Origin of the sequence: Saccharopolyspora aridisoli, from assembly GCF_004348445.1 — a bacterium.
Classification (GTDB): Bacteria; Actinomycetota; Actinomycetes; order Mycobacteriales; family Pseudonocardiaceae; genus Saccharopolyspora; species Saccharopolyspora aridisoli.
In genome coordinates this window covers 14,641-38,418 of sequence record NZ_SMKV01000038.1, presented here as the reverse complement: position 1 = coordinate 38,418, position 23,778 = coordinate 14,641, and the positions used below count along the sequence as shown (strand labels likewise).

The window sequence follows — 23,778 nt, the reverse complement described above, 5'->3', positions numbered from 1 at the left end:
TCCGGGCGACTCAGCACCACACCGGCGTGGTTGGTCCCGGCCTCGTTCAGCGCTGGCCGGTGGGGGCCGCGCACGACGACATCCCACCGGCCAGCCTGCCCGGGTTACAGGTGGACCTTGTCCACGCGGTCGTTCCAGTTCGAGCCCGGGCCCGGGTAGCTCTGCTTGCTCAGGTTGACGTACTGGCCGACGCCGACGAACAGGTGGCGGTCGGGCTGGAAGGAACGCACGTCGATGAGCTCGAAGCCGTAGATCGCGCGGTTGTTGTACGCACCGGTCGCCTGGTCCCGGAAGTCCCAATCTCCGAGGTCGGTCGTGCCGGGATCGTGGAACTGCAAGCGGCGTCCCTCGGCGCCGGCGTGCGCCCACAAGCACGCGTAGGTGTAGGGGCAGTCGTCGAGAGTGCCTCGCGTGCCCGGCTCCGTTCCGAGCTTCGCCTCGGGCGGCAGGTCGTAGCAGGTCACCGCTCCGGGGGCGTCCTGCGAGCACACGTCGGCGCCCTGCCTGCCCTGCGCCAGGTCGATCTGCCTGCCTTGATAGGTCGCCATGACGCCCTGCTGCGCCGGGCCGGTCGCGGCCGCCGTTCCCGCCGTCAGCATCCCCAGCATCGCCGCGATCGCCGTTCCGGCGGCGGCCACTCGTCGCACGCGCATGGTGCGGTCCTTTCTCTTCCCAGTTCCGGCCGGGCCCCGATGAACCCGCCGACCGGAGCCGATCGGCTCCCAGGTCAACGACCGTGCCAGGCACCCGGGCGAACAGTCCCGGATGCAACCGCGAATCACCCGAAATCCCTCCCGAACACCGACTTCGGTCGGCCATCGGTGCTACGCACGTCGTGGCGGTCATCCGCTCCTGGCTGACAACGCGCACCCAGCGACCACTCCCGCTCCTGCGTCCCGGTGACCCCCGCCGATTCAGCCGTCTGGCTGAGGCGATCTCGACATGGTCGGTACATCGACGCACGCCGACGCACCGAGGACGCACCTGAATTCACCTCTGGGCAGCCGGTCCGAGAAGGCACTGCCGATCAGCGCTCCGACGCTGCTGCCGACACCTCGGCCGCCGCGTCGTGCCACGACGGGCCGGTTTGCCGCTGTCGGAGAACTACTTCGGCGCCACGTAGCGCACCAGCAGCGTCTGCAGCAACACCCGTGCACCGGTGAGTGCGTCGAGATCGAGGCCGGCAACAGGGGGACCGGTAGAGCCGGGTGCGACCATCAACTCCATCGCGGTGCCGGGACCGTGACCTCGCGCCGCTGAAGTGCCCGAACTCACCGCGCCGCACCGAGCCACCGGACGGGGAATTGGGCACAATCAGTGGTGATTCGGATCCGGACGAGGCGCACCGTACCTGGACATGCAAAGACGGTGCAGGCGCGCAAGGAGCGCGCACCGTCATGGCATGGATCGTTCTCATCATCTCCGGCATGTTCGAAGCCGTCTGGGCGCTCGCGCTCGGCAGGTCCGAAGGCTTCACCCGACTCGCGCCGTCGCTGGTGTTCGTCGTGGCGCTCGCCATCAGCATGGGTGGGCTGGCGATCGCGATGCGGACGCTGCCCGTGGGCACCTCGTACGCGGTGTGGGTGGCCGTCGGCGCGGTGCTCACCGTCGGCTACTCGATGGCCACCGGCGACGAAACGATCTCACCGGTGAAGTTCGCGCTGCTGCTGGGCCTGATCACCTGCGTGGTCGGTCTCAAGCTCGCCCACTGACCTTCCTCATCGCGGTGTGCCATCCCAGCGCCACCGCTGTTTCCGCGCTATGCCGAGGAGACCGCACGGCGCGCAGGTTGGACGGGTACGAGCGCATCGCTCGCGCTCGCCAAGCATCCACGAACTTCTCGGAGGCGTCGGCGAACAAGCCGCCTGGTAAGCCGAGCTGCCGCACCGCCGTGAGCTTGTCGATCTCACGCAGCAGCGTCTCCAGCCCCACCTGCGATACCAGTGGCACCGGCCAAACCAAATGCCACTGGTATCTCCGGTGATCAAGACTCGCTTGCCCGTGAACCTGGCCATGGTTCCTCCTGCGTTACTGCGCGTGGATCTGGAGCGGCCTCAAAACGAGACGATCATCGGCTATGCGCCTGCTCCACCGACGAGCAAGACCTTACCGCCCAACGGCAAACGGCTGGCTGAGCTCGGGGTGAGCGACGAGCAGATCTATCTCGACCATGGGCTGACCGGAACCACCCGAGCCTGGCCGGGTTCGGATCAGGCGCTCGCGGCGGTGCGGCCTGGCGACACCCTCGTGGTCCCGAAGCTAGACCGGCTCGCTCGGTCAGTACCAAAGACCCGCGCCGTCGCGACTCCCTCGCCGAACACGGGATCGAGCTTCGCTCGACGGGCAGGTTTACGATCCGGCCGGCCCGATGGGCAAGATGTTCTCACCATCCTGGCCACCTTCGCCGAGTTCGAGGTCGACCTTCGCGGATGCGCACCCGCGAAGGTATGGCCGTGGCCCGGGCGAAGGGCACTGCGCGGCAAACAACCCAAGCTCTCACCGAAGCAGCAGGTCGAATTCCGGCGCATGCACACCACCGGGCCGGCGACTATTCGATCGCCGACCTCACCGAGCTGTTCTCCATCGGCCGGCCACGGTCTACAGCACCCTGCAACGGGTCCAGAGCTCGGCCAAGACTTGATGCTCCCGGCTACTTTGCCCCTCGGGTCAGCTTCGGGAGTCCAGGGCCTACTTGTTGGGACCGGCTAGGAAGTCCCGGGGGAGTCGGAGTCGGACCGGGAGGGCCTGGTCGTAGTCGGTGGTGGCCGTGGTGTCGTCGTCGATCTCGACGACGCCGCGCGCTCGGCACGCCCAGCAGGACGGGGGAGTGGTGGCGATGGAGATCTGGCTCCCCTGCCCGGCGAGCTCGGCCAGTCGTGCCAGCAGTGCCATGCACCCGCGCACAGACAGTGCCGCTTCGGCGTCGAGGACGTAGAGGCCGCCGGGACCGAAGCAAGTGAGCCCGGGGTCTTGGTCGAGGTGTTCGATCTCGCTGCGACGTTGCAGTAGGACTCGGCGCGCAGGAAGAACCCGGTGCGCCGGTTGTGCGGTTCCAGCGCAGGGTCAGGTGACGTCGAGCCTGAGCGCGGGTGGCGATGGAATGACTGGGTGCCGCCTTCGAGGGTGAATTCCGCGGCAGTCGCCATCGCTCGACGAAGCGTGCATTTGCTGGTCCCGTCCTCCCCTCCCAAGGAACGTCACTGAGAACCCAGGTCCACACCGCCGAAGCCAGGTGGGTGAGCACCGGCAGCGTGAAGGTCAGGCGGGCGTGGCGGATGAAGGCGCCGTTGGCCGACCCGCTTCCCAGCTCCGGCGCACGGCCTGACGTTAGCGCGCTCGCGGGCTCTCGCCAGGCAGTTCTCGCGCGGGTTTCGTCCACCCGCCAACCAATTACGTTACTAACGTTATGACACAAACGTAACGGATCGACGCCCAGGGAAACGGACAGAAGGGCGGCGCGCATAATCGCGCTTATGTGCGGTAAGATCGGCCTATGGAGATCGAGATGGGGCGCCGGCCGGATGAGGTGGGGACGCGGGCGCAAACGGAACTCCTCGCCTCGGCCACGCGCACGGGACACACGCTGGCCGCGCTGATCGCCTCTTGGCTGGGGTCGTTCGCCGAGTCCGCCGACACCCGGGGGGCCTACTCGCGGGATCTGCGCGAGTACCTCGACTGGTGCACCCGGCGCCAACTGGACCCGCTGGGTGTGCGGCTGCCCGAGGTGCAGATGTACGGCGCGGAACTGGCCGCCTCCACCAATCCGCGCACCGGGCGTCCGCCAGCGGCCTCCACGCGTGCCCGCAAGCTCGCCGCGGTTTCCAGCTTCTACACCTACCTCGTGCGAGCCGGTGCGATCGACGCCAACCCTGCTCGTGACGCCACCCGGCCCCGCTACGACCGCAGGCACTCGCCGACCGCCAGCGTCTCGGCGGAGCAGGCCAGTGCGATGCTGGTCGGCAGTCGCAACTACCGTCACCGCACCCTCGGGTCACAGGCTTCAGCGCTGGTGATGGCGTTGCTGATCGATCTGGGCGTGCGCGTGTCGGAGCTGTGCAACGCCGACCTGTCGGATCTCGGCCAGCGTGAGGGGATGCGGGTGCTCACGGTGCGGATGAAGGGAGGCAAGGTGCGCACCCGCCCGATCCCGCACGCGCTGCACGGGGTGCTGGACGCCTACCTGCAGCAGCGGCCCGACGCCGACACCGACGCGCTGGTGATCACCCGCGACGGACACCGGGTCAACCGGCACCAGATCTACCGCCTCGTGCAGGCCATGGCCGCCCAAGCCGGTGTCGCGATGCCGCAGCGCATCACCCCGCACTCGATGCGCCACACCTTCAACACCATCGCCCGCCAGCACGGGGCCGCGCTGGAAGACCGGCGCGACGCCCTCGGACATTCCTCGGCGGCGGTCACCCAGCTCTACGACCACGTGGCGCTGTCGCTGAGCAGGGACCCGGCGCACCTGGTCTCCCGCGCCACGGCAAGCCGGGAAGAACCTGAAACCGGGGCATCGGAACACCACTTGAATGAGTCACGGTGACGAAAAGAATCTTGGTAAGCGGCGGTGAGTTCCGGGCACGCGGGTAGTCCATAGTGCATGGCTACCAACACGCAAGCATCCACGACCGTGAACAACATCGGCGTCACCATGTTCACCGTCGCCGACCAGGACGCAGCACTGGAGTTCTACACCGGCAAGCTGGGTTTCGAGGTGCGTGGTGACACCCGCTTCGGCCCCAACGGCGAATACCGCTGGCTGGAAGTCGCCCCGCCCGGATCCACCGCTCGCTTGGCCCTCAACCCCCCGATGGGCGGCGGGCAACCGGGGGGCAGCGGAATCGGGGTCGAGACACCCGACGTGCACGCCGAGCACGAGCGGCTGCGGGCCATCGGAGGTGTCCAGATCGACTCCGAACCCGAGTCGAGCCCGGGTGTTCCGCTGCTCTTCATGGTCAGCGACCCCGATGGCAACCACATCGCCATCGTCGAAGTCTGAGCACTCACACGGGATCGGCCCGGGTGCGGAGCCGGGCTGCTTGGCGGGTGAGGTGGTCGCGCGGCGCGCAGACCAGCGGCGGTGACCACCTCACCCGCGCGTTCGTGCAGGGGGACGGTGTGGCGGGACGCAGTTGGCCAGCGCCGCGAGGCCCGGGTGTCTTCGTGGCCGCGTCGGGTCACAACGAAGTCGTCGAGGGCGTTGTCGAGCGCCGCTACGGCTCGGGTGGTGCTCTCGGTCAGCACCTCACGACGACGAGCGCGGTCAACGCTCACTGGCCACTGCCTCGTCAGCGCGTGCACAGGCGCGTCAAGCGGAGAACGCCTGAAGCGGAGGCGGTCTGGATGCTCGTGCCGATCGCGAAAGCCGCACCGAAGCCGAGGTGGGCGACGGCGACAGCCAGGACCAGCTGCTTCGTCGTGCTGAACCCCCCGCTCAACCCGGAGAAGTGGGCGGAACCCTGTGCCATCACCGTCTGCACCAGAGGACCCGGTCGTCGCTCGGGAAGCACCGCAACGACCCCGCCTGCAGCGGCCACACCGACGGCGCTGACCCGTTTCCAAGGGTATTCCGGCCGCCCTGCGCTGGGCGCTACTCCAGATCGAGGGCTTTGACGCGGTCGGGGGCGAAGATGCGGCGGACCATGGGTTCGAAGAACTCCAGCGGTGTGGTGGGGTAGTCGGGGTCGAATGAGTTCTGGTCGTAGTTGGCGCAGAAGTCCACGCAGTCCTGGTACCAGGGGTGATCGGCCCAGCGTTCGCGGGTGTGCGGGTCGGCGCCGACATGGTGGAACCAGTAGATGCCTTGGAACACTCCGTGGTGCTTGAGGACCCAGTAGTTGCGTTCGGAGACGTAGGGACGGACGACGGCGGCGACGACCTCGGAGTGGTTCGCCGGGGCGAGCATGTCGCCGACGTCGTGAACGAGTACGCACACGACGGTCTCCTCGTCCTCGCCGGCATGGTAGGCACGGGTGGCGGCCTGGAGGCTGTGTTCGAGGCGGGTGACCTGGTAGCCGGTGTGGTTGTCCATGGCTTTCAGCCAGCTCAAGATCCGGTCGGGGAACTGGGCGAGTTCGACGTCCTCGTACTGAGCGAGGAGCTGGTAGTCCTGCGCCGTCCCGTCGGCCATCGCCGTGAAGCTGACGGTCGGGGCCTGGCCACCGGTCTTTTCCTGGGATGTCATGGCGCCTCCTGGGTTTCTTCGGGCTTCTGGGCGGCCAGCGGCATGTGTTCGCCGCGTAGCACGCGGCGACGCGCGAGGAAGTCGTCGAACTCCATGTAGACGTCTTGGAGGTGGCGTGCGCCGCTGGCCGGGTCGTAGGGCAGCCGACCGTGGAGTACGCGGTGCGAGTGCACGGTGATCAGGTCGCCGTCTTCGGACTTGAAGGTGGCCCGGTGGCGGCCGGAGTCGATTATGGTGCCCAGGTGGCGGTAAGCGTCGTAGAACATCTCGACTTGGTCGAAGGGGATCGACAGAGGCTGGGCGAGCTGGTTGGAGAACCGGAAGACCTTGACGTTGCCGTCGGTGTCGAGCTGGATCATCGGGTTCTCGGCCCAGGTGTCCTCGTCCTGGCTGAACAGCTGGTAGGGCACCGGTACCCGACATAGCGTCTCGAAGTGGGCGGGCGCTTGCCTGCGTAGTTCAGCCAGTGCGGTCCAGCCGTCGACGAGGGTCGATTCCCCGCCGGTGGTCTGGTTGGTCAGAAAGTGCAGGAGCTGGATGGACGGGGGCCAGTTGTAACTGGGCAGGTCGGTGTGGGGCTTGAGTTCGCCGGGGGTGTGGGCGACGTTGTAGCCGGTGGGGTCATGGCGGACGTTATGGACGCGTTCGAAGGCGACCTCGCGGACGTGTCCGATGGTCTCGGCGAACCGCTCGACCTCGTGATCGACCGAGGGAACACCGGAAACGATCGCCGCGCCGTACTCGATCACGGCGTCGAGATAGGCCAGTTGGCCCTCAGGGGTGTTGACGACATCGGCGTGAGCGAACCGCGGCACGTCGATCCCGGTCTCGCCCCACAAGGTCACAGCGTGGCGGCGCGCGTCTCGAGGGGCCTCGGAGTAGTCATGCCGGCGCAGCCACTCCGGCAAGTAGCGACACTGCTGCCCGTCATTCCAGAGCACCTTTAGGCCCTCGTGCGGGTCGAACGCAGCCTTGGCCGGCGCGATCGTCGCGGGGATGGTGGGGGTGAACAGCTTGCGCTCGCTGGACAGGAAGACCCGGTCGGCAGCCGCCCAGCTGTTGTCGCGCAGCCACACGTAATGGAAGCGACATTCCCGGCCATCCAAAACAAGCGACAGACTGCGTTCCCCGAGAATCAGAGTGCCCTCCGGTTCGACGCTTGGAGCGGCGGGCTGAGCGCTGTCCGGGTGCGTGACCTCGATCATCGGCGGTCTCCTTTCGATCGGCCGGTTCACCACCAGCCTCGCCGCAACTCAGCTCTCAATCAAACAACGTGTACTGGCCCTGAGACGCCAAAAGCATGAGGCTCGACGAGGTTTGGAGGTAACCTCGCCCCAGTGCGTGCTCCCCTTCCTCCGCTTCCCTGTGTTCAGGCATTCGAGGCCGCTGCCCGGCTGGAAAACTTCGCCGCCGCTGCCGACGAACTGCACCTGTCTCCCGCAACGATCAGCCAGCGCATCCGGACGTTGGAGACCCACCTCGGTGTGCGCCTGTTCGAACGTCTTGCGCGCAGCGTTGAGCTCACCGAACTCGGCCGGGCCTACCTGCCCGCGGTCCGCGAGAGCTTGGCCGACCTCGCAGTAGCCACCAGCGGATTGTTCGGCGCCGTACGACGCGAACAGCTCACCGTGCGCACCCAGGTCTCCTACGCGACCACCTGGCTGGCCCCCCAGGTTCACGAGTTCCAGCAAACGCACCCCGAGATCGATCTACGCCTTGTCTGCGCCGTCTGGTCCGAGGCCCTGACCCCCGGCGAAGTCGACATCGACATCCACCAAGGACGCGGACCGTGGCCCGACGTCAACAGCGAGCTGCTTCACCACGACAACGCCGTGGTCATCCACGGCCCCGCACACACCGCCCGCTACGGTCCGATCACCTCAGTCACCGACCTCGCCGCCCGCCCCCGAGTCCAGGTTCTCGGATTCGACGATGTATGGCAGCGCATCCTGCCCGACGACGCCGCACTACCCGAGCGCGCCATCACCGTGGACACCAGCGTTGCCGCACTCGAGATCGCCGCCGCCGACGACGCCTGCGCTGCTATCCCCGAACGCTTCGCGCGCACCGCCGTCCGCGCCGGCCGCGTCAGCCTCGCCCTCGATCAGACCTGGCCCATGCGCCAAGCCCACTACCTTTTTCGACCCCTCGACGCCCCCCACCACACAGCACCCGCACGCGCGTTCCTGCGCTGGCTCAGCGACCTCGAACAGCGCAGCACCCCGCTGGGGAAAGCCGCCGAGTAGCACCCACGCCGTCTCTCCGCACGCCCCTGGGCCTGCGTCGTGGCGCGAACTAATGGCCATCTTTGGCGGTCGGGAATCGGTCGTTTGCCAACACCAGCGAGGTGCCGCATGTTTCCGCAGGTGGGCAGTGTCGAAAACTCGCGTCGGCAAACAACGTCGTCGGCAAACGGTGTGATCGACTATTGTCGACGCTCAGGGAGATCGGCTACATGCGCGTGTCCACCGGCGACCAAACCCCGACGCCCAGCGCCACGCGCTGATCCGCGCCGGCGTCGCCGAGGAGAACACCTACGTCGACCACACCTCCGGAGCGAAGTCCTCCCGCCCGCAATGGGACGTGGTGAACGAGGTGCTGCGCGCAGGGGACGTGCTCATGTGCACCCGCCTCGATCGGGTCGGGCGCTCGACCGCGCATCTCGTCTCTCTGCTGGACGAGTTCCGCAGGCGCGATGTCGCGTTCCGGTTCCTCGAGCAGGGCATCGACACCACCACCGCCGAAGGGCGAATGGTCTACCGGATGCTGGCCGCCGTCGCCGAATTCCAGCGCGACCTCATCGTGGCCAACACCAACGAGGGCCTCGCCGCCGCCCGCGCCCGCGGCCGCAAAGGCGGCCGGCGCCCCAAGCTCACCGCGCACCAGGCCGAGCTGGCCCAGCAGCTCTACGACGCACGCGAGAAGACCGTCCAGGAGATCGCCGACCTGTTCACCGTGCCTCGCAGCACGACTACGGCTACCTCAACCAAGAAGCCCGCGCTGTAGTCGCTGATCAGAGCTAAGCGTTGTTTCTTCGGCGCGTGCTACCGAGACGCCTGGTTACCGCGTGGCCAGGTTTCGCGAGGTGATCGGGTCGGACTGCTGCGGGTGGAATTGACCGGGTCTGTGGCCGATGCGCGCCCGGTCGGTGCGAATGCGTTGGTGCTCACCGACTCACGCCCGCTCGAGCTGGACGAGGCGGCGGCGCAGGAGGCGGCCGTGCTGGCCAGGTCCCAGCCGTCGTGATCACTGACCGCACGCGCGTGGACGATCAGCGGCGGAAGAGATCGAAGGCCTTCAGGGAGCGGTTCGGGACGGGGGCGCGTCGAGAACGAGGGCTTGTCGGCGTTGGTGCACGGTGAGGTAGCGCAGGCCCTCGGGTCCTGCTGTGAACTGGCGGCGGGACCGCCGCGGAAGCCACACGAGCGCGCCGGGCATCAGCTCGAGGGTGTCGAGTTCGGTGGCCAGCTGCCCGGATCCGGCCAGGACGTGGATGAGGACGTCGAGGTCAGGTCCGGTGTGCGCGTCGATGGTGCCTTCCGGCAGCAAGGCGATGATGTTGGAGTCCAGGTCTCGTTGCTCTTCCTGGAGCTTCCAGACGGCCCCGCTCTCCCCCTCACCTGCGGGCGCGGTGCGCTGATCGGTTCGGGCGAGGATTCGGGGCACCGCGGTGGTGCCTTGCGGGGTGGGCAAGCGGGCCTCCTGACGAGTGTTCGTGCTCGTGGTGGGTGTTGTGCGCAAAGCTAGCCCATCGCGAACCTGGTGAACGTGGTGGAGGGTGCGGGGCCCCGAGCCCGAGCGCCGCGATCACCGGCGGGTGAGGACGGTGGTGGTGTTTGCGGTGACGATGGCGGCGATGGACGCCCACTGCCAGACGTCGAGGTGCTGGCCGAGGATGAGCAGGCCGGCGGTGGCTGCCAGCACCGGGTTGAGGCTCATGAAGATCGCGAACAGCGGTGCGGGCACGCGGCGCAGCGCCAGGGCGTCGCACAGGAACGGCACCGCCGAGGACAGCACACCCGCGGTGACGGCGTAGCCCAGGGCGTGCCAGGTGGGCGGGTGGGTGACGAGCACGCCGATGCCGATCGGCACGAACAGCAGGCCGGAGAGCCCGCAGGCGGTGGCGGTGCCCTGCGCGCCGGGCAGGGTTCGGCCCAACGCGTGGTTGAGCAGGATGTAGCAGGCCCAGCACACCGCGGCCAGCAGCGCCAGCCCCATGCCGAGGTAGTCGGCGCTGGGCTGCGGGCGCATCAGCACCGCCACACCTGCCGCGGCCAGCAGCGCGCACGTCAGGTCGATGCGGCGGCGCGATCCGGCCAGGGCGACCGCTAGGGGTCCGAGGAATTCCAGGGTGACGGCCAGGCCGAGCCCGATGCGGTCGATGGCGCTGTAGAGGGCGAGGTTGATGACCGCGAACACCCCGGCCAAGGCGATCACCAGCCGCCACTGCGCTGAGGTGAACTCGCGCAGGCGCGGCCTGGTGGTGGCCAGCAGCACCACCGCGGCGATCCACTGGCGCACGGCGACGACCCCGGCGGGGGTGATGGTGTCGAAGGCCAGCGACCCGATCGCGGCGCCGGTCTGGTTGGACACCGCACTGCCCGACATCAACGCCACCCCCGCTCCGCGCGAGGAAGTCGCTGGGGCGGTCGGTGCGGGGGTGTGCGTGGTGGCCATGCCGCTCACCGTCCCGCCGGGGGTTCGTTGCGCAAAATGCATCCGCCACGCCACCGATACGCTGGATGCATGGATGTGGAGTTGCGGCAGCTGCGATGCCTGGTGGCCATCGTGGAGAACGGCACCTTCACCGACGCCGCCGGCGAACTCGGCCTGTCGCAGGCGCAGGTATCGCGAACCCTGGCCGGACTGGAAAACGCCCTCGGCGTGCGGTTGTTGCGACGCACCAGCCGCCAGGTCGCCCCCACCGCTGCGGGCACCCGGGTCCTGGCCCGCGCGCGGCGGGTGCTGGCCGAGGCCGAGGACCTGGTGCGCGAGGCCACCACCGGGGACGCGAGCCTGCGCGTGGGTCATGCGTGGTCGGCGATGGGTCGGCACACGGTGGCCTTCCAGCGGCGCTGGGCGGAGTCGTGGCCGGAGGTGCGGTTGCAGCTGGTGCGCACCAACTCGGCGACCGCGGGACTCGGCGAAGGCGCGTGCGACCTTGCGGTGGTGCGCTCGGAACCCGATCGGCGCCGGTTCTCCGGAGTGGTGGTGGGTCTGGAGCGCCGGTACTGCGCGATGGCCACCGATGACGCGTGGGCGCGGCGCCGGTTCGTGCGGTTGAGCGACATCGCCGAGCGCACCGTGCTCATCGACCGCCGCGCCGGTTCCACCACCCCGCAGCTGTGGCCGGAGGACCAGCGGCCCGGGTTCGACTACACCGCCGACGTCGATGACTGGCTCACCGCGGTTTCCAGCGGACGCGTCGTGGGCATCACCTCCGAGGCCACCCTCACCCAGTACCGGCGCAGCGGTGTGGTGTTCCGGCCGGTGCGCGACGCTCCACCGATCCCGGTGCGGGTCATCTGGTGGCGCGACGAGCGGCACGCCCACGCGGGCAAGGTCGTCGACCTGCTCACCGAGCTCTACCGGCGGTGAGCAGAGCCCGCCCGTGGGGGCCGGGTTGTCACAGGCCTCCGGCCACGCGCAGCACGGCGCCGCTGGTGTAGGTGGCCTGCTCGCCCAGCAGCCAGGCGATGGCCGGGGCGATCTCCTCGGGTTCACCGGCACGGCCTGCCGGGACGCGGGCCACGGCGGTCTCGACGCGCTCGGGCCGTCCGGCCCCGGCGTGGATGCCGGTGCGCACCAGCCCGGGAGCCACGGCGTTGACGCGGATCCCTTCGCTCGCCAGCTCCTTCGCCAATCCCGTGGTGAGCGCGTCCACCCCAGCTTCAGCGGCGGCGTAGTGCACGTACTCGTGCGGGGAGCCGAGGGTGGCGCCGCTGGAGGAGACGTTGACGATCGCCTCGCCCGCACCACCCCGCCGTGTCGACATCACCTGGGCCGCGCGGCGGGAGCACAGGATCGTGCCCAGCAGGTTGACCTCGAGCACGTGCCGGACGACCTCGGTGGGGGTGTCGGCGAGATCAGCGATGTGGGCGGTCAACCCGGCGTTGTTGACCAGCCGGCGTCACCTGACCCAGCTCGGCCGCCGCGGCGAACAGCCCGTCCACATCGGACTCGCTGGTGACATCGGCGCGCACCGCCACCGCCCGCACGCCTTCGGCGCGGGCCTGCTCGGCGACCGACTCGGCCTGCCCGGTCGCGCTGCGGCTGCCCAGGACGAGGTCGTGGCCGGCGCGGGCCAGCACCAGCGCGGTGGCCGCGCCGATACCGCGCGAACCACCGGTGACGATCGTGAGACGCGCTGATCATGGCACGAGCAGCATCAGCGCCGGGCCGTGCGTGTGAAGCACCACGAACACCATCGCCACCGCCGCGGTGAACAGCACCGCCTGCACGACCAGACCCACCCCGCGCAGCTTCCATCCCGCACCCGCGGCCACCAGCAGCACCCCGACGAGCCCCTGACCCCACCAGTACACCGACGAGGTGCTCTGCGCGATGACCAGCAGCCCGTACCCGGCCTCGCCGAGCAGCACCCCGCACAGCGCCGAAAGACCCAGCGCCGCGCGGGTTCCCGGCCGCCGCCGCAGCCACTGCGCTCCCACGCCCAGCAGCGGTCCGGCGATCAGCGCCGCGGCGGCCCAGAACACCATCAGCCCGGTGGAGGCGGGATAGCCGCGCAGCATGCCCTGCGCGATGGCCGTGACCGCTCCCGCGATCAGCCCGAACACCACCGCCAGCACGACGGCGCGCGCGGTGCCGCGACGACGGTGCATCCCGCCGCGTCGTGCTGCGGTCTGGTCCATGCCCAGCAGTTTCTCAGCCGAATCCGACCGTGGAAGACCGGTTCGGACCAACCCCGGGGCCGCAGGATGGCGGATTGTCCGCCCCGGCACCGGCGAGGAGGCTGGAGAGGTTTTGTCCAGCCGAGTGCAGGGGGACCGTGATGGAGGGGATCGGGATCGTGGGCGCGGGTGTGGCGGGCCTGCACCTGGGGATGCTGCTGCGCCGCCAAGGCGTGCCGGTGACGCTCTACAGCGAGCGCGCACCGCAGCAGCTGGGGTCGGGCCGGTTGCCCAACGCCGTGGCTCACCACCACGTCACCATCAGCCGTGAACGCGCCCTGAACGTGGAGCACTGGGACGCAGGCGAGTTCGGCTACGGCGTGCACCACCACTACCTCGGCGGCCCGTCACCGGCGCGGTTCATCGGCAGGTTCAGCGCCCCCTCGCGGGCGGTGGACCAGCGGATGTTGCTGCCGCGGCTGGTGCACGACTTCTGCGACGCGGGAGGCACTTTCGAACACCGCACCATCACCCCCGCCGAGGTCGAGGAGCTGGCGCGGCGCCACGACCTGGTCGTCATCGCCACCGGGCGCGGCGGGCTGTCCGAGCTGTTCCCGCGGCGCGCTGATCTCAGCCCGTTCGACCGGCCGCAACGCCGGTTGTGCGTCGGGCTTTACGACGGCATCGCCCCGGCCGAACCCCGAGGCGTGACGCTGAGCATCGCCCCGGGACACGGGGAACTGATCGAGATCCCGATGCTGTCGTTCACCGGGCAGGTCTCGGCGCTGCTGTTCGAAGCCGTGCCGGGCGGGGCGTTCGAGGCGATCGCCGCGTGCTCCTACGACGCCGATCCGGCGGCGTTCCACCGCCTGGTGCTGGAGATCCTGCGCGAACACCACCCGTCGGTGCACGAACGCGTCGACCCGGCGCGCTTCGGGCTGACCCGGCCGCTGGACCTGCTGCAGGGCGCGATCACCCCGGGCATCCGCGAGGACTTCGCGATGCTGCCCAGCGGCCGCCCGGTCATCGCCGCGGGCGACGCGCACGCCGTGGTCGACCCGGTGGTGGGCCAGGGAGCCAACTGCGCGTCCTACTCGGCGTGGGAGCTGGGCCGGCAGATCCTCGACGATCCCCACTTCGACGAGCGCTTCTGCCGCAAACTCGCCGCGCGCAGGCGAAACCTGGTGCGCGCCACCACCGACTGGACCAACCTCATGCTCTCCAGTCCGCCGCCGCAGCACCTGCAGGACCTGCTGGGCGCGATGGCCACCACCCCCGCGGTGGCCGATGAGTTCACCGAGAACTTCAACCACCCCGACCGCCAGTGGGACATCCTCGCCACACCCGAGCGCACCCGCGCCTACCTGGCCGGCCACGGCCTGGGCTGATGACCTGGGTGGGTCAGCTCCAGTGGGCCGGCCGTTGCAGCCCGGCGGGCAGGCGGGTGGTGTCGTCGCCGCGCGCGGCCGAGACCTGAGGTTGGGTGAGGAACAGAGCTCCGGTGAGGTTCGCGCCGCGCAGGTCGGTGTCGCGCAGGTCCGCGCCCAGCACGTCGGCCAAGCGCAGGTCGGCGTGGCGGGCGTCGGCGGCGATGAGCAGCGCGCCCCGCAGGTTGGCCGCCCGCAGGTCCGCGCCGCGCAGCGCGCGGCCCATCAGGTCGGCGCCGCGGTGCTCCGGGCCGGGATGGTCGCCGCGCGCCAGGCGGCTGGCCTGGCCGAGCAGTTCACCGACGGCGGCGCGCTGGGCGTTGAGATCGATCGCGGTGAGCTCCTCGGCGCTGAGATCGGTCAGGGCGGTGACCTCGTCGAGCCGTGCCCGCAATGGCTGGTGCAGGGGCTCGGTTTCGGTCCGGTCGAGGGCGTCGGTGAGGTACCACAGCAGTTCGTGCAGGCCGCGCGTGATCGCGAACGCGGCGAACATCGACCCGGCGATGCCGGGTTCCTGCCGCCATGACACGCCGCCGAAGGTGTGCTGGGTCAGGTGCTGGCCGGCGCCGAAGCAGTCGAACACCGTGCAGCCGGAGAAACCGCGCTCGCGCAAGCCGGAGTGGATCCCGCAGGAGAAGTCGGCCAGCAGGTTCCGGCACGGCTTTCCGGCGGGCTTGTCCACAGCGAACTCCGCCGAGGCCGAGAAGGGCAGCGCCACGCAGCACAACCCGACGCACCGGGCGCAATCGGCCCGCAGTTCCCGCTGTTGCACCATGGACGGGATTGTCCGCTCATCAGCGGTGATCACCTGCGGCGGGGGCGTTGGTACCGTCACTGCTCGTGAGCGAGCAGCCGGAGCAGGCAAGCGGGACCGCTGAGGGCATCTGCCGTTTCCCGGGGTGTGAGCGGGTGGTGGAACGTCCGAGCGGTCCAGGCCGTCCACCGGAGTACTGCGACCTGCCCGAACACACCCGCTGGCGGGCGTGGAAACAACGTCAGCGCCTGCAGGCGGTGGCCGAGCAGACCCCGGCGGCGGCACCGGAGGGTTCCAGCGAGTTCGACGGGGCGCGGTTGCGCGCCGAGGAGCTGCTGCGCCAGTACCGGCTGCTGTCCGAGCAGCTCGGACGCAACTTGCGGGCCGGTCTGGAGGAGCTGGCGACGCTGACCGACCCGTCGGCGGCCGAGGCCCAGATCCAGGCCGCACAGGCCGAGGCCGCGCACCGCATCGCCCAGGCCGAGCAGGCGCTGGCCACCGCTCAGCAGCAGCGTCGCGACGCCGAGCAGGCCCGCCGAGCCGCCGAAGAGGCGGCCGAGGACGCCATCAGCGCCGCCGAGACCGCGGGCGGTGAAGCCGAGCAGGCTCGTGCCGAGCGCGACCGGGCCGATGCCGAGGCCGAACGCGCGCGGGAGCAGGCCGCCGCCGATGCCGAAGCGGCGCGCAACGAGGCCGAGGTCGCCACCGCCGCGGCCCGCCGGGACGCCGACGAACTCATCGCCAAGGCCCGCAAGGACGCCGAAAACCGCATCGCCGCCGCCCACACCGATGTGGAAGCCGCGCGCACCGAGGCCGCCGCGCAGGTGCAGGCCGCTCAGCAGCAGGCGCGTCGGGAGATCGCCGAGGCCGATTCCCGCCGGTCCGAGGCCTCCGAGCGGGCCGCTCGCGCGGAGTCGGCCGCCGAGACCGCCCGAGATCAGGTGGCCGAGCTGCGCCAGGCCGCCGATGCCTCGCGCGCGGAGATCGAGCGTCAGCGCACCGAGCTTGCCGCGGTGCGCGAGCAGCATGCCGCGGAGCTTCAGCGCGCACGCGACGAGGCCGCCGAACGCCTCCACGCCGAGCGCGAGGCGCACGCTCAGCGGCTGGAGGCGGTGCAGGACGCCCGTGATCAAGCGCGGGCACGCGCTGAACGGGCCGAGACCCAGCTCGATGCCGCCACCGAGGAGCTCCGCGCGTTGCGCGCCGATTCCAACAGGCCGATCGAGGTTGAGCGCTAACCGTGGGGGCGGGTGAGCCGCCAGACGACCTCGACGCCGGATTTGCCGGGTGCGTGGGCGAAACGGGCCGGGTGGTGGGAGTCGACGCAGGTGAAGCCGAGGCGTTCGGGGACACCGCGGCTGGCGGTGTTGGCCGCGTCGTGCCAGATCTCCACGCGGTCGATTCCCGGGATCGCGAAGGCCTGCTCGGTCAACGCGCGCGCGGCGGTGGTGACCAGCCCGCGGCCGGTGTGCTCGGGGTGCAGCCAGTAGCCGATCTCCAGGCCGCCGTCACCGATGCGGCGTTCCAGCGAGATGGTGCCCGCGATGGTCTCGCCGGTGGTGATCAGGTAGGTGTAGCTGCGCCCGGTGTGCCAGCGGGCGGTGGCCTCGTCGATGAAGGCCGCGGCCGCAGCTGCGGGGTAGTCGTCGGCGGCCCAGGGCATCCAGGGGCGCAGGTGTTCTCGGGATTCGGTGACGGCCTGGTGCAGGGCGACGGCATCGGCCGAGGACGGTCGGCGCAGCCGTGCGCAGGGCAGGTCGAGGACTTCGTCGGGGCGGGTCATGCACGCTGATGCTGCTGGCTCGATGCCGCGGTTGGCAACAGGTCCTCCTGCGCCCGCGAAACGACGCTGGGGGCGTGCTCCCGGCGAACGGGATCACGCCCCCAGCTGCTACCGCTGTGCGGTTCGGGCTCAGATGAGGCCGAGCTTGCTCACGGTGTCGCGCTCCTCGGTGAGCTCGGCGACCGAGGCGTCGATGCGTTCGCGGGAGAACTCGTCGATCTCCAGGCCCTGGACGATCTCGAACTCGCCGTTGCGGGCGGTGACCGGGAAGGACGAGATCAGGCCCTCGGGCACGCCGTAGGAGCCGTCGGAGACGACACCGGCGGAGGTCCAGTCACCTTCGGGGGTGCCGTTGACCCAGGTGTGGACGTGGTCGATGGCGGCGTTGGCGGCCGAGGCGGCCGAGGAGGCGCCGCGGGCGTCGATGATGGCCGCACCGCGCTTGGCCACGGTGGGGATGAACTCGTCGGCCAGCCAGGACTGCTCGACCTGCTCGGCGGCGATCTTGCCGCCGACCTCGGCGTGGAAGAGGTCGGGGTACTGGGTGGCGGAGTGGTTGCCCCAGATCGTCAGCTTGCGGATGTCGGTGACCGACACGCCCAGCTTCTGCGCGAGCTGGGTCTGGGCCCGGTTGTGGTCCAGACGGGTCATGGCGGTGAAGCGCTCGGCCGGCACGTCCGGGGCGTGGGCCTGGGCGATCAGCGCGTTGGTGTTGGCCGGGTTGCCGACCACCAGCACGCGCACGTCGTCGGCGGCGCCTGCGTTGATGGCCTCGCCCTGGGGCTTGAAGATGCCGCCGTTGGCCTCGAGCAGGTCACCGCGCTCCATGCCCTTGGCGCGGGGGCGGGCACCGACCAGCAGCGCGACGTTGGTGCCGTCGAAGGCGGTGCGCGCGTCGTCGGTGATGTCGATGCTCTCCAGCAGCGGGAAGGCGCAGTCGTCGAGCTCCATCGCGGTGCCCTCGGCAGCCTTGACCGCCTGCGGGATCTCCAGCAGCCGGAGCTTGATCGGGGTTTCGGCGTCGATGAGCTGACCGGAGGCGATCCGGAACAGCAACGCGTAGCCGATCTGACCGGCCGCACCGGTGACGGTCACGGTGACGGGAGCTTTGGTCATGAGGTCTCGTTCTCCTGCTCGACGGGTGGTGTTTGCTCTGCCGGGGATGCTATCCCCAGCGCCGCAGGGCTGTGGGAGACCGGGCAGGGATCACAGCGCGGGCGTTGCGGGACCGATTCAGGCCGCGAGATCCGCACCACACGTGGGGTGGCCACGGGTGTGTGATTGGCCGTTTTCCACCCGCGGCGTGATGCCTAGCGTCGATGCGAGTGCGGTGTTGATGGGGGGTGCGGGGTGGTCGGTGGTGCGGCGGTGGCCGGGATCGCGGTGGTGGCGCTGGGCCTGGTGCTCACGCCGGGGCCGAACATGGCCTACCTGGTGTCGCGGACGCTGACGCAGGGGCGGCGCGCGGGCGCGGTGTCGTTGTGCGGTGTGGCGGCGGGTTTCGCGGCCTACGCCGCGGCGGCGGCCGCCGGTCTGTCCACGGTGTTCGTGCTGGTGCCCGCCCTGTACTCGCTGGTGCAGGTTGCCGGGGCGGGGTATCTGCTGTGGTTGGCGTGGAGGTCTCTGCGGCCGGGGGCGTCGGTGTTCGAGCCCGCGCCGGTGCCGCCGGTGTCGGCGGGCAGGTTGTTCGCGATGGGGCTGCTGACGAACTTGCTCAACCCGAAGATCGCCGTGCTGTACGTGTCGCTGCTGCCGCAGTTCGTGGATCCGGCGAGGGGTTCGGTGGCCGCGCAGTCGATGGTGCTGGCGGGAGTGCAGATCGCGGTGGCGGTGTCGGTCAACGCGGTGATCGTGCTCGGCGCGGGTGGGGTGGCGCGGCTGCTGGCCGGGCGTCCGCTGTGGGCGCGGGTGCAGCGGTGGGTGATGGGTGCGGTGCTGGCGGCTTTGGCGGTGCGGCTGCTGGGGGAGCGCTCCCGGGCACCCCTCTAGACCGACGGGTCAGGTCATGCGCTTGCCACCGCCGGCGTAGAGGGTTTGCCCGGTCAGCCAGCGGGCTTGGTGGGAGGCCAGGAACACCGCGATGTCGGCGATGTCGTCGGGGTGCCCGACCCTGCCCAGCGGGCTGAACTCGGCGAAGCGGGCGTTCATCTCGCGGCTGATCCAGCCGGTCTGCACCGGGCCGGGGGCGATGATGTTGACGGTGATGCCGGCGGGCCCGAACTCCGCGGCGGCCGAGCGCGACAGCGATTCGAGGGCGTTCTTGGTGGCCCAGTAGGAGATTTCGCCGGGTGCGCCGTCGGCGGCGTCGGTGGAGATGTTGATGATGCGTCCCCAGTCGGCGCGTCGTCGCTGGTGGCGGCGGTGGTGTTCGGCCATCAGCAGGGCTGGGGCGCGGGTGTTGACGGCGTGGTGGGCGTCGAGGCCGGCGGCGGTGATGGTGCGCGCGCGGCGGGCGCTGGCGAAGGTGTCGGGGTCGTGGTGGGCGGCGTTGTTGACCAGGACCTCCACTGGGCCCAGCTGTGCTTCGGCCTCGTCGTAGATGCGGGCCGGTGCGGTGGGATCGGCCAGGTCGGCGCTGATGGCGTGAGCGGTGTGGCCGTCGGCGCGCAGCGCGGGGGTGAGGTGGTCGCTGCTGCCGGGTGGGTTGACCAGCAGCAGCCGGACCTGCTGGCGGGCCAGTGCTCGGGCGATGGCCGCCCCGATGCCCAGGGCGTTGTCGGTGCCGGTGATGACGGCGACGCGGTCGCGCAGTCGCGGGTCGATCATGAGCTGATCATGGCCTGCCCCGCCACACCCGCGGGCGTCGGGGTGGTTCTAGGCTGTGGCGGCATGGCGGACGGTGAGGACGGGGTCGATCGGATCCAGGCGGCCTGGCAGCGGGAACGGCCCGGCATGCCGGTGGCCTCGATCGGGGTGATCACGCGCATCTGGCGGATCGCGAAGCTCCTGGACGATGAACGCCGCCGCACCGACGCGCGCGCCGGGATGGATGCGGCCACCCGCGATCTGCTGTCCACGCTGCGCCGCGCGGGTCCGCCCTACCGCCTCGCGGCCGGTGAGATCGCCCGCCAGTCGCTGGTCAGCGCGGGGGCGATCTCCCAGCGCGTGGCGCGAGCCGAGCAGCGCGGCCTGGTGCGCCGCGACCGGGGTGGTGACGACGGGCGCAGCGTGCTGGTGGAGTTGACCGACACCGGCCACCGGCTCATCGAGGACCACGTCGACGACTTGCTGCACCACGAGGAAACGTTGTTGGATTCGCTGGATGCAGGGCAGCGCGAGCAGCTGACCGAGCTGTTGCGGGTGTTGCTGGGCGATCTCACCGAGCGCTTCGGGGCCGAGGACCGTCCTTAGTGGACTTTGTGGGCGCCTCCATTGACGTGCAGGGTTTGGCCGGTGAGGTGCCCGGCGGCGGGTGAGGCGAGGAATGCGGCCAGGGCGGCGATGTCGTCGGGCCGTCCGGCGCGGCCGGTGTCGGTGTTGTCGATGAGCGTGCGGCGGCGGGTGTCTGTGAGGTGTCCGCGGAAGAACTCGGTGTCCTCGATCAGGCCGGGGGCGATGACGTTGGCGGTGATGCCGCGCGGGCCGAGTTCGGCGGCGAGGGTGCGGGTGTAGGCCTCGATGGCGGCTTTGGCGGCGCCGTAGGAGCCCGATCCCTGCGCGGCGGCGATCGAGCCGATGGTGATCACGCGTGCGCCGTCGGTGAGCCGGGGTGTCAGGGCGGTGGTGACCAGCACGGCGGTGAGCAGGTTGGAGCGCAGGTTGGCCTGCCAGGACTCGGCGACCGCGGCGAGTCCGTCGGCGGAGGGCCGGTCGAAATCGGTGTTGCCGCCGGCGTTGTTGACCAGCACGTCGATGGCATCGGGCAGCTGGGCGGTGGCGGCGGCGACTTGCTCGGGGTCGGCGGCGTCGAAGGGCAGTGCTGCGGCGCCGAGGCGGTTCGCGGCCTCGGCCAGCGGGCCGGGGCGGCGTCCGGTGATGGTCACCGAGCCTCCGGCGCGGGTGAAGCTCTCGGCGATGGCGTAGCCGATTCCGGTGGCGCCACCGGTGATGACGATCGCACGCACAACACAACTCCTTAAGACCTAAAACATTTGGTTCACGGTAGCGCCACCCCGAAGCCACCGGCAACGGGTTTTCACCCGCATGCCGCCGAAAAACCGCTTGCCCTGGGCGAATGCGCCGTGTAGAGGTCAGTGAATGCTGCACGAGAGCGGTACCGGCGAGGTCGTGGCGTCGACCGGCCAGACCACGACGTTGCGCTACGCACCGCTGGCCGGAGCCCCGCGCATGGCCCGGCTCATCACCGCCGAAGGCCCGGACGTGCTGGAACTGCTGCACAAGCGGCTCCCCGGCTGGAACGTGGTCACCGACCTCACCCACGGGCACCGGCTGCTGCGCGCGGGAGCCAGGCTACGCCGCCACGCCCACACCATGCACCGCGACCTGCGCCGCGACCCACCCCCGCAGGACTGGGCGCAACTCCGGCCACCACCACCGCTGCGGGTCATCGCATGCGAGCGCCCCGCCGAGGCGCTGCTGCCGGCCTGGCGGGAGGCCTACCCGCCAGGCCATCCCGATCACGTCACCGCCGACGACCGCACGCTGCGCACCGAGCTGCTGCAGCCGCTGCTGTCGGGCCGAGTGCTGGGCCCGCTGCTGGAGACCAGCGCCCTGGTCGCCGACGGTGCGGGCACCGTCGTGGCCGGCCTGATCGCCAACGACCGCGCCGGGACCGCGTGGATCAGCGACGTCTTCCGCCGCCGCGCACCGGCCTACACCGGCCTGGGCAGGCTGCTGCTGCGCCGCGCGCTGCCGGGCGTGGCGGGCGAGTTCACGCGCGTGGGGCTGGCGGTGACGGTCGGCAACCCGGCGCAGCGGCTCTACCGGGAGTTGGGCTTCGAGATCACCGAGACGACCATGACCTTCGCCGTGCCGTGAACCGCGACCGGCTACAGTGGTGGTGTGACCGGCAGTTCTCATCTCGCCTGGTGGCGCTCCAGCTAGGAGCGGCCACCCACTGCGGTACACCCACATCACCCGAGGGCCGTTCGACCGACGGCCCTCTTCTCGTGCGCCAGTGGCGCTCGTGCGGGTTTCGGCGGACGACGGCGCCGGGCCGACACGAGAGGACCACCCTGATGACCACGACCGTCGACACCTACCCCGCGGCGCGGCGCAGCGCCGAGCTGGACGCCGAGATCACCGCCGATGCCTCCCGGTTCCGGATCCTCACCGGTGACCGCCCGACCGGGCCGCTGCACCTGGGACACTACTTCGGAACGCTGCACAACCGGGTGCGGTTGCAGCGGCGGGGTGTGCGGCTGGGTCTGGTGATCGCCGACTACCAGGTGCTCACCGATCGCGACGTCGCCGACGACCTCGACCGCCGCGTGCTGGGGCTGATCGCCGACTACCTCGCGGCCGGTATCGACCCGGACGAAGCGATGATCTTCACCCACAGCTCGGTGGCCGCGCTCAACCAGTTGCTGCTGCCGTTCCTGAGCCTGGTGACGGTGCCGGAGCTGCAGCGCAATCCGACGGTCAAGGACGAGATCGCCCACTCGCGGCAGTCGGGTGTGTCGGGGCTGATGTTCACCTACCCGGCGCACCAGGCGGCCGACATCCTGTTCTGCAAGGCCAACCTGGTTCCGGTGGGGTCCGATCAGCTGCCGCACCTGGAGCTCACGCGCACCATCGCCCGCCGGTTCAACGACCGCTACGGGCGGGTGTTCCCGGAGCCGGAGGCGTTGCTGAGCTCGGCGCCGCTGCTGCTGGGCACCGACGGGGTGAAGATGAGCAAGAGCCGCGGCAACGCGATCATGCTGGGTGCCACGGCCTCGGAGACCGCGCGGTTGATCCGAGGCGCCAAGACCGACGCGCAGCGCCACATCACCTACGAGCCGCAGGCGAGGCCGGAGGTGGCGAGCCTGGTGCTGCTGGGGGCGTTGTGCAGCGGGCAGGATCCCGTCGAGCTGGCCGAGGGCGTGGGTTCGGGTGGTGCGGCGGCGTTGAAGTCGGTGGTGACCGAGGCGGTGAACTCCCACTTCGCGGCGTTGCGGGCTCGCCGCGCTGAGCTGGCCGCCGACCCGGGGCATCTGCGCGGAGTGCTGGCGCGGGGCAACGCCCGTGCCCACGAGCTCGCGGAGGCGACGCTGGCCGAGGTGCGGGAGGCGATGGGCACGGTCTACGGGGTGTCCAGGTAGGACAGTGCGAGCTCGGACAGGTGCAGTCCCCGGCCGGTGGTGTCGATGAGGCCGAGTTCGCGCAGCCGCCAGATGTCGGTCTTGGTGCGCGAGACGGGGCGTTGTTGCTCGGCGGCGAGGTCGGCGGGGGCCAGGCCGGGGCGTCGGCGCAGGATGTCGAGGACCTGGCGGGTCCAGGGGCCGCGGGGTGTGGCCAGGTCCAGGCGGGCGAGCCGGGCTTGCAGGTCGCGTCGGCGGTGTTCGTCGAGCCCACCGGGCTGCGGGCGCGGTGGGGTGGTGGGGCCGAGGTGTGTCAGCTGCAGCCGGTAGGTGCTGCCTCGGTGCCGGGACAGGGAGGCGCGCAGGCCCGCGGCGGTGGTGAAGCCGGCGCGGGCGGCGTCAGCGTCGGTGATCGCCTCGGGGTCGACCTGGGTGAGGCCGGTGATCTCGATGAGCCCGGAGCGGGTGGGCACGCGGGCGCCGGGACGGGCCTGCGGGCTGGGCCAGCGGAAGTAGGTCTCGGTGATCTGCCCCGCGGCCACGCCGCGCGCGATCCGGTCGCTCAACACCCTTCCCACGCTAATACCCCCCGGG

At 70.4% G+C, this 23,778-nt stretch carries 28 protein-coding genes and 1 riboswitch; of the genes, 13 read left to right on the top strand and 15 right to left on the bottom strand.

The features are described 5' to 3' along the window. Positions 1–104 precede the first annotated feature (104 nt). Positions 105–653 carry a peptidase inhibitor family I36 protein gene (locus tag E1161_RS22815; protein WP_132626612.1) on the bottom strand — a complete coding sequence of 183 codons (549 nt, stop codon included), beginning with the start codon at positions 651–653 and terminating at the stop codon, positions 105–107. A 654-nt stretch (positions 654–1,307) separates the two neighbouring features. After that, a riboswitch (guanidine-III (ykkC-III) riboswitch) is annotated at positions 1,308–1,375 on the top strand. Between the two features lie 22 nt (positions 1,376–1,397). On the opposite strand from E1161_RS22815, the gene E1161_RS22810 reads away from it, so the two are divergent. Further along, a complete protein-coding gene (locus tag E1161_RS22810; protein ID WP_132626610.1) occupies positions 1,398–1,712 on the top strand; it encodes a DMT family transporter in 315 nt (104 codons plus the stop codon). 250 nt (positions 1,713–1,962) lie between these two features. Continuing rightward, the gene (locus E1161_RS22800) at positions 1,963–2,709 is read left to right on the top strand and encodes a recombinase family protein (protein ID WP_132626606.1); all 747 of its coding nucleotides are present in this window, start codon (positions 1,963–1,965) and stop codon (positions 2,707–2,709) included. Here the strand turns inward: E1161_RS22800 and E1161_RS28185 are convergent. Further along, positions 2,689–2,892, bottom strand: coding sequence for a hypothetical protein (locus E1161_RS28185; protein ID WP_235875233.1), 204 nt, complete (start codon positions 2,890–2,892; stop codon positions 2,689–2,691). The genes E1161_RS22800 and E1161_RS28185 overlap by 21 nt on opposite strands. A 601-nt stretch (positions 2,893–3,493) precedes the next feature. Here E1161_RS28185 and E1161_RS22790 point away from each other — a divergent pair. Beyond that, positions 3,494–4,546 carry a tyrosine-type recombinase/integrase gene (locus E1161_RS22790; protein WP_132626604.1) on the top strand — a complete coding sequence of 351 codons (1,053 nt, stop codon included), beginning with the start codon at positions 3,494–3,496 and terminating at the stop codon, positions 4,544–4,546. Between the two features lie 57 nt (positions 4,547–4,603). After that, entirely contained in the window at positions 4,604–5,002 is a 399-nt protein-coding gene (locus E1161_RS22785) for a VOC family protein (protein WP_132626602.1), read from the top strand. Positions 5,003–5,593: 591 nt separating this feature from the next. On the opposite strand, the gene E1161_RS22780 is transcribed toward E1161_RS22785, so the two are convergent. Together E1161_RS22780 and E1161_RS22775 are read right to left on the bottom strand one after the other, a co-directional pair. Further along, entirely contained in the window at positions 5,594–6,187 is a 594-nt protein-coding gene (locus tag E1161_RS22780) for an HD domain-containing protein (RefSeq protein WP_132626600.1), read from the bottom strand. Beyond that, on the bottom strand, positions 6,184–7,392 hold the full coding sequence (locus E1161_RS22775; RefSeq protein ID WP_132626598.1) for a TauD/TfdA family dioxygenase: 1,209 nt from the start codon (positions 7,390–7,392) through the stop codon (positions 6,184–6,186). Before E1161_RS22775 ends, E1161_RS22780 begins: the two co-directional genes overlap by 4 nt. A 132-nt stretch (positions 7,393–7,524) precedes the next feature. Here E1161_RS22775 and E1161_RS22770 point away from each other — a divergent pair, with 132 nt between their 5' ends. Together E1161_RS22770 and E1161_RS22765 are read left to right on the top strand one after the other, a co-directional pair. Further along, the gene (locus tag E1161_RS22770) at positions 7,525–8,433 is read left to right on the top strand and encodes a LysR substrate-binding domain-containing protein (RefSeq protein ID WP_132626596.1); all 909 of its coding nucleotides are present in this window, start codon (positions 7,525–7,527) and stop codon (positions 8,431–8,433) included. Positions 8,434–8,614: 181 nt separating this feature from the next. Continuing rightward, on the top strand, positions 8,615–9,193 hold the full coding sequence (locus E1161_RS22765) for a recombinase family protein (protein ID WP_328591307.1): 579 nt from the start codon (positions 8,615–8,617) through the stop codon (positions 9,191–9,193). Between the two features lie 291 nt (positions 9,194–9,484). Here E1161_RS22765 and E1161_RS22760 read toward each other — a convergent pair whose 3' ends face one another. Both E1161_RS22760 and E1161_RS22755 read right to left on the bottom strand, forming a co-directional pair. Continuing rightward, positions 9,485–9,880 carry a hypothetical protein gene (locus E1161_RS22760; RefSeq protein WP_207920354.1) on the bottom strand — a complete coding sequence of 132 codons (396 nt, stop codon included), beginning with the start codon at positions 9,878–9,880 and terminating at the stop codon, positions 9,485–9,487. Between the two features lie 114 nt (positions 9,881–9,994). Next, a complete protein-coding gene (locus tag E1161_RS22755) occupies positions 9,995–10,864 on the bottom strand; it encodes an EamA family transporter (protein ID WP_132626594.1) in 870 nt (289 codons plus the stop codon). A gap of 69 nt (positions 10,865–10,933) precedes the next feature. Here E1161_RS22755 and E1161_RS22750 point away from each other — a divergent pair, with 69 nt between their 5' ends. Beyond that, positions 10,934–11,785 carry a LysR family transcriptional regulator gene (locus E1161_RS22750; protein WP_132626592.1) on the top strand — a complete coding sequence of 284 codons (852 nt, stop codon included), beginning with the start codon at positions 10,934–10,936 and terminating at the stop codon, positions 11,783–11,785. A gap of 28 nt (positions 11,786–11,813) precedes the next feature. Here the strand turns inward: E1161_RS22750 and E1161_RS22745 are convergent, their stop codons facing one another. Genes E1161_RS22745 through E1161_RS22740 form a run of 3 tightly spaced genes read right to left on the bottom strand, consistent with a single transcriptional unit; the run spans position 11,814 to position 13,059 of the window. Continuing rightward, complete coding sequence (locus tag E1161_RS22745) at positions 11,814–12,293, bottom strand: SDR family oxidoreductase (protein ID WP_328591305.1); 480 nt, start codon at positions 12,291–12,293, stop codon at positions 11,814–11,816. Beyond that, complete coding sequence (locus tag E1161_RS28565) at positions 12,274–12,498, bottom strand: KR domain-containing protein (RefSeq protein WP_328591304.1); 225 nt, start codon at positions 12,496–12,498, stop codon at positions 12,274–12,276. The genes E1161_RS22745 and E1161_RS28565 overlap by 20 nt, the downstream gene beginning before the upstream one ends. A gap of 60 nt (positions 12,499–12,558) precedes the next feature. Next, positions 12,559–13,059, bottom strand: a complete 501-nt coding sequence (locus tag E1161_RS22740; protein ID WP_132626590.1) for a DUF6518 family protein — start codon at positions 13,057–13,059, stop codon at positions 12,559–12,561. Between the two features lie 140 nt (positions 13,060–13,199). Between E1161_RS22740 and E1161_RS22735 the strand changes: the two genes are divergently transcribed. Next, on the top strand, positions 13,200–14,426 hold the full coding sequence (locus E1161_RS22735; protein ID WP_132626588.1) for a styrene monooxygenase/indole monooxygenase family protein: 1,227 nt from the start codon (positions 13,200–13,202) through the stop codon (positions 14,424–14,426). A gap of 13 nt (positions 14,427–14,439) precedes the next feature. On the opposite strand, the gene E1161_RS22730 is transcribed toward E1161_RS22735, so the two are convergent. Further along, entirely contained in the window at positions 14,440–15,240 is an 801-nt protein-coding gene (locus E1161_RS22730; protein WP_132626586.1) for a pentapeptide repeat-containing protein, read from the bottom strand. Between the two features lie 134 nt (positions 15,241–15,374). Between E1161_RS22730 and E1161_RS22725 the strand changes: the two genes are divergently transcribed. Continuing rightward, complete coding sequence (locus tag E1161_RS22725) at positions 15,375–16,457, top strand: coiled-coil domain-containing protein (RefSeq protein ID WP_207920353.1); 1,083 nt, start codon at positions 15,375–15,377, stop codon at positions 16,455–16,457. Here E1161_RS22725 and E1161_RS22720 read toward each other — a convergent pair. Together E1161_RS22720 and E1161_RS22715 are read right to left on the bottom strand one after the other, a co-directional pair. Next, positions 16,454–17,002: a GNAT family N-acetyltransferase gene (locus E1161_RS22720; RefSeq protein WP_132626584.1), complete on the bottom strand. Its 549-nt coding sequence runs from the start codon at positions 17,000–17,002 to the stop codon at positions 16,454–16,456. The two genes, E1161_RS22725 and E1161_RS22720, sit on opposite strands and share 4 nt — an antisense overlap. A gap of 129 nt (positions 17,003–17,131) precedes the next feature. Next, the gene (locus tag E1161_RS22715) at positions 17,132–18,118 is read right to left on the bottom strand and encodes a malate dehydrogenase (RefSeq protein ID WP_132626582.1); all 987 of its coding nucleotides are present in this window, start codon (positions 18,116–18,118) and stop codon (positions 17,132–17,134) included. Between the two features lie 252 nt (positions 18,119–18,370). Between E1161_RS22715 and E1161_RS22710 the strand changes: the two genes are divergently transcribed. After that, the gene (locus E1161_RS22710; RefSeq protein WP_235875232.1) at positions 18,371–18,991 is read left to right on the top strand and encodes a LysE family translocator; all 621 of its coding nucleotides are present in this window, start codon (positions 18,371–18,373) and stop codon (positions 18,989–18,991) included. A 9-nt stretch (positions 18,992–19,000) separates the two neighbouring features. On the opposite strand, the gene E1161_RS22705 is transcribed toward E1161_RS22710, so the two are convergent. Next, on the bottom strand, positions 19,001–19,768 hold the full coding sequence (locus tag E1161_RS22705; protein ID WP_132626578.1) for an SDR family NAD(P)-dependent oxidoreductase: 768 nt from the start codon (positions 19,766–19,768) through the stop codon (positions 19,001–19,003). A 63-nt stretch (positions 19,769–19,831) separates the two neighbouring features. Here E1161_RS22705 and E1161_RS22700 point away from each other — a divergent pair, with 63 nt between their 5' ends. Continuing rightward, positions 19,832–20,353: a MarR family winged helix-turn-helix transcriptional regulator gene (locus E1161_RS22700; protein ID WP_132626576.1), complete on the top strand. Its 522-nt coding sequence runs from the start codon at positions 19,832–19,834 to the stop codon at positions 20,351–20,353. Here E1161_RS22700 and E1161_RS22695 read toward each other — a convergent pair. Then, positions 20,350–21,066 (bottom strand): SDR family NAD(P)-dependent oxidoreductase, encoded by a 717-nt coding sequence (locus E1161_RS22695; RefSeq protein WP_132626574.1) that lies wholly within the window; start codon positions 21,064–21,066, stop codon positions 20,350–20,352. The two genes, E1161_RS22700 and E1161_RS22695, sit on opposite strands and share 4 nt — an antisense overlap. A gap of 133 nt (positions 21,067–21,199) precedes the next feature. On the opposite strand from E1161_RS22695, the gene E1161_RS22690 reads away from it, so the two are divergent. Next, positions 21,200–21,940 (top strand): GNAT family N-acetyltransferase, encoded by a 741-nt coding sequence (locus E1161_RS22690; protein ID WP_132626572.1) that lies wholly within the window; start codon positions 21,200–21,202, stop codon positions 21,938–21,940. A gap of 200 nt (positions 21,941–22,140) precedes the next feature. Continuing rightward, a complete protein-coding gene (gene trpS / locus E1161_RS22685; RefSeq protein WP_132626570.1) occupies positions 22,141–23,205 on the top strand; it encodes a tryptophan--tRNA ligase in 1,065 nt (354 codons plus the stop codon). On the opposite strand, the gene E1161_RS22680 is transcribed toward trpS, so the two are convergent. Further along, complete coding sequence (locus E1161_RS22680) at positions 23,187–23,753, bottom strand: ASCH domain-containing protein (protein WP_132626568.1); 567 nt, start codon at positions 23,751–23,753, stop codon at positions 23,187–23,189. The two genes, trpS and E1161_RS22680, sit on opposite strands and share 19 nt — an antisense overlap. Positions 23,754–23,778 lie beyond the last annotated feature (25 nt).

Excerpts from the sequence above, each read along its gene's own strand:
- E1161_RS22815 (WP_132626612.1), bottom strand. The coding sequence starts at position 653 with ATGCGCGTGCGACGAGTGGCCGCCGCCGGAACGGCGATCGCGGCGATG.
- E1161_RS22810 (WP_132626610.1), top strand. The coding sequence starts at position 1,398 with ATGGCATGGATCGTTCTCATCATCTCCGGCATGTTCGAAGCCGTCTGG.
- E1161_RS22800 (WP_132626606.1), top strand. The coding sequence starts at position 1,963 with ATGCCACTGGTATCTCCGGTGATCAAGACTCGCTTGCCCGTGAACCTG.
- E1161_RS28185 (WP_235875233.1), bottom strand. The coding sequence starts at position 2,892 with ATGGCACTGCTGGCACGACTGGCCGAGCTCGCCGGGCAGGGGAGCCAG.
- E1161_RS22790 (WP_132626604.1), top strand. The coding sequence starts at position 3,494 with ATGGAGATCGAGATGGGGCGCCGGCCGGATGAGGTGGGGACGCGGGCG.
- E1161_RS22785 (WP_132626602.1), top strand. The coding sequence starts at position 4,604 with ATGGCTACCAACACGCAAGCATCCACGACCGTGAACAACATCGGCGTC.
- E1161_RS22780 (WP_132626600.1), bottom strand. The coding sequence starts at position 6,187 with ATGACATCCCAGGAAAAGACCGGTGGCCAGGCCCCGACCGTCAGCTTC.
- E1161_RS22775 (WP_132626598.1), bottom strand. The coding sequence starts at position 7,392 with ATGATCGAGGTCACGCACCCGGACAGCGCTCAGCCCGCCGCTCCAAGC.
- E1161_RS22755 (WP_132626594.1), bottom strand. The coding sequence starts at position 10,864 with ATGGCCACCACGCACACCCCCGCACCGACCGCCCCAGCGACTTCCTCG.
- E1161_RS22750 (WP_132626592.1), top strand. The coding sequence starts at position 10,934 with ATGGATGTGGAGTTGCGGCAGCTGCGATGCCTGGTGGCCATCGTGGAG.
- E1161_RS22740 (WP_132626590.1), bottom strand. The coding sequence starts at position 13,059 with ATGGACCAGACCGCAGCACGACGCGGCGGGATGCACCGTCGTCGCGGC.
- E1161_RS22735 (WP_132626588.1), top strand. The coding sequence starts at position 13,200 with ATGGAGGGGATCGGGATCGTGGGCGCGGGTGTGGCGGGCCTGCACCTG.
- E1161_RS22730 (WP_132626586.1), bottom strand. The coding sequence starts at position 15,240 with ATGGTGCAACAGCGGGAACTGCGGGCCGATTGCGCCCGGTGCGTCGGG.
- E1161_RS22720 (WP_132626584.1), bottom strand. The coding sequence starts at position 17,002 with ATGACCCGCCCCGACGAAGTCCTCGACCTGCCCTGCGCACGGCTGCGC.
- E1161_RS22715 (WP_132626582.1), bottom strand. The coding sequence starts at position 18,118 with ATGACCAAAGCTCCCGTCACCGTGACCGTCACCGGTGCGGCCGGTCAG.
- E1161_RS22705 (WP_132626578.1), bottom strand. The coding sequence starts at position 19,768 with ATGATCGACCCGCGACTGCGCGACCGCGTCGCCGTCATCACCGGCACC.
- E1161_RS22700 (WP_132626576.1), top strand. The coding sequence starts at position 19,832 with ATGGCGGACGGTGAGGACGGGGTCGATCGGATCCAGGCGGCCTGGCAG.
- E1161_RS22690 (WP_132626572.1), top strand. The coding sequence starts at position 21,200 with ATGCTGCACGAGAGCGGTACCGGCGAGGTCGTGGCGTCGACCGGCCAG.
- trpS (WP_132626570.1), top strand. The coding sequence starts at position 22,141 with ATGACCACGACCGTCGACACCTACCCCGCGGCGCGGCGCAGCGCCGAG.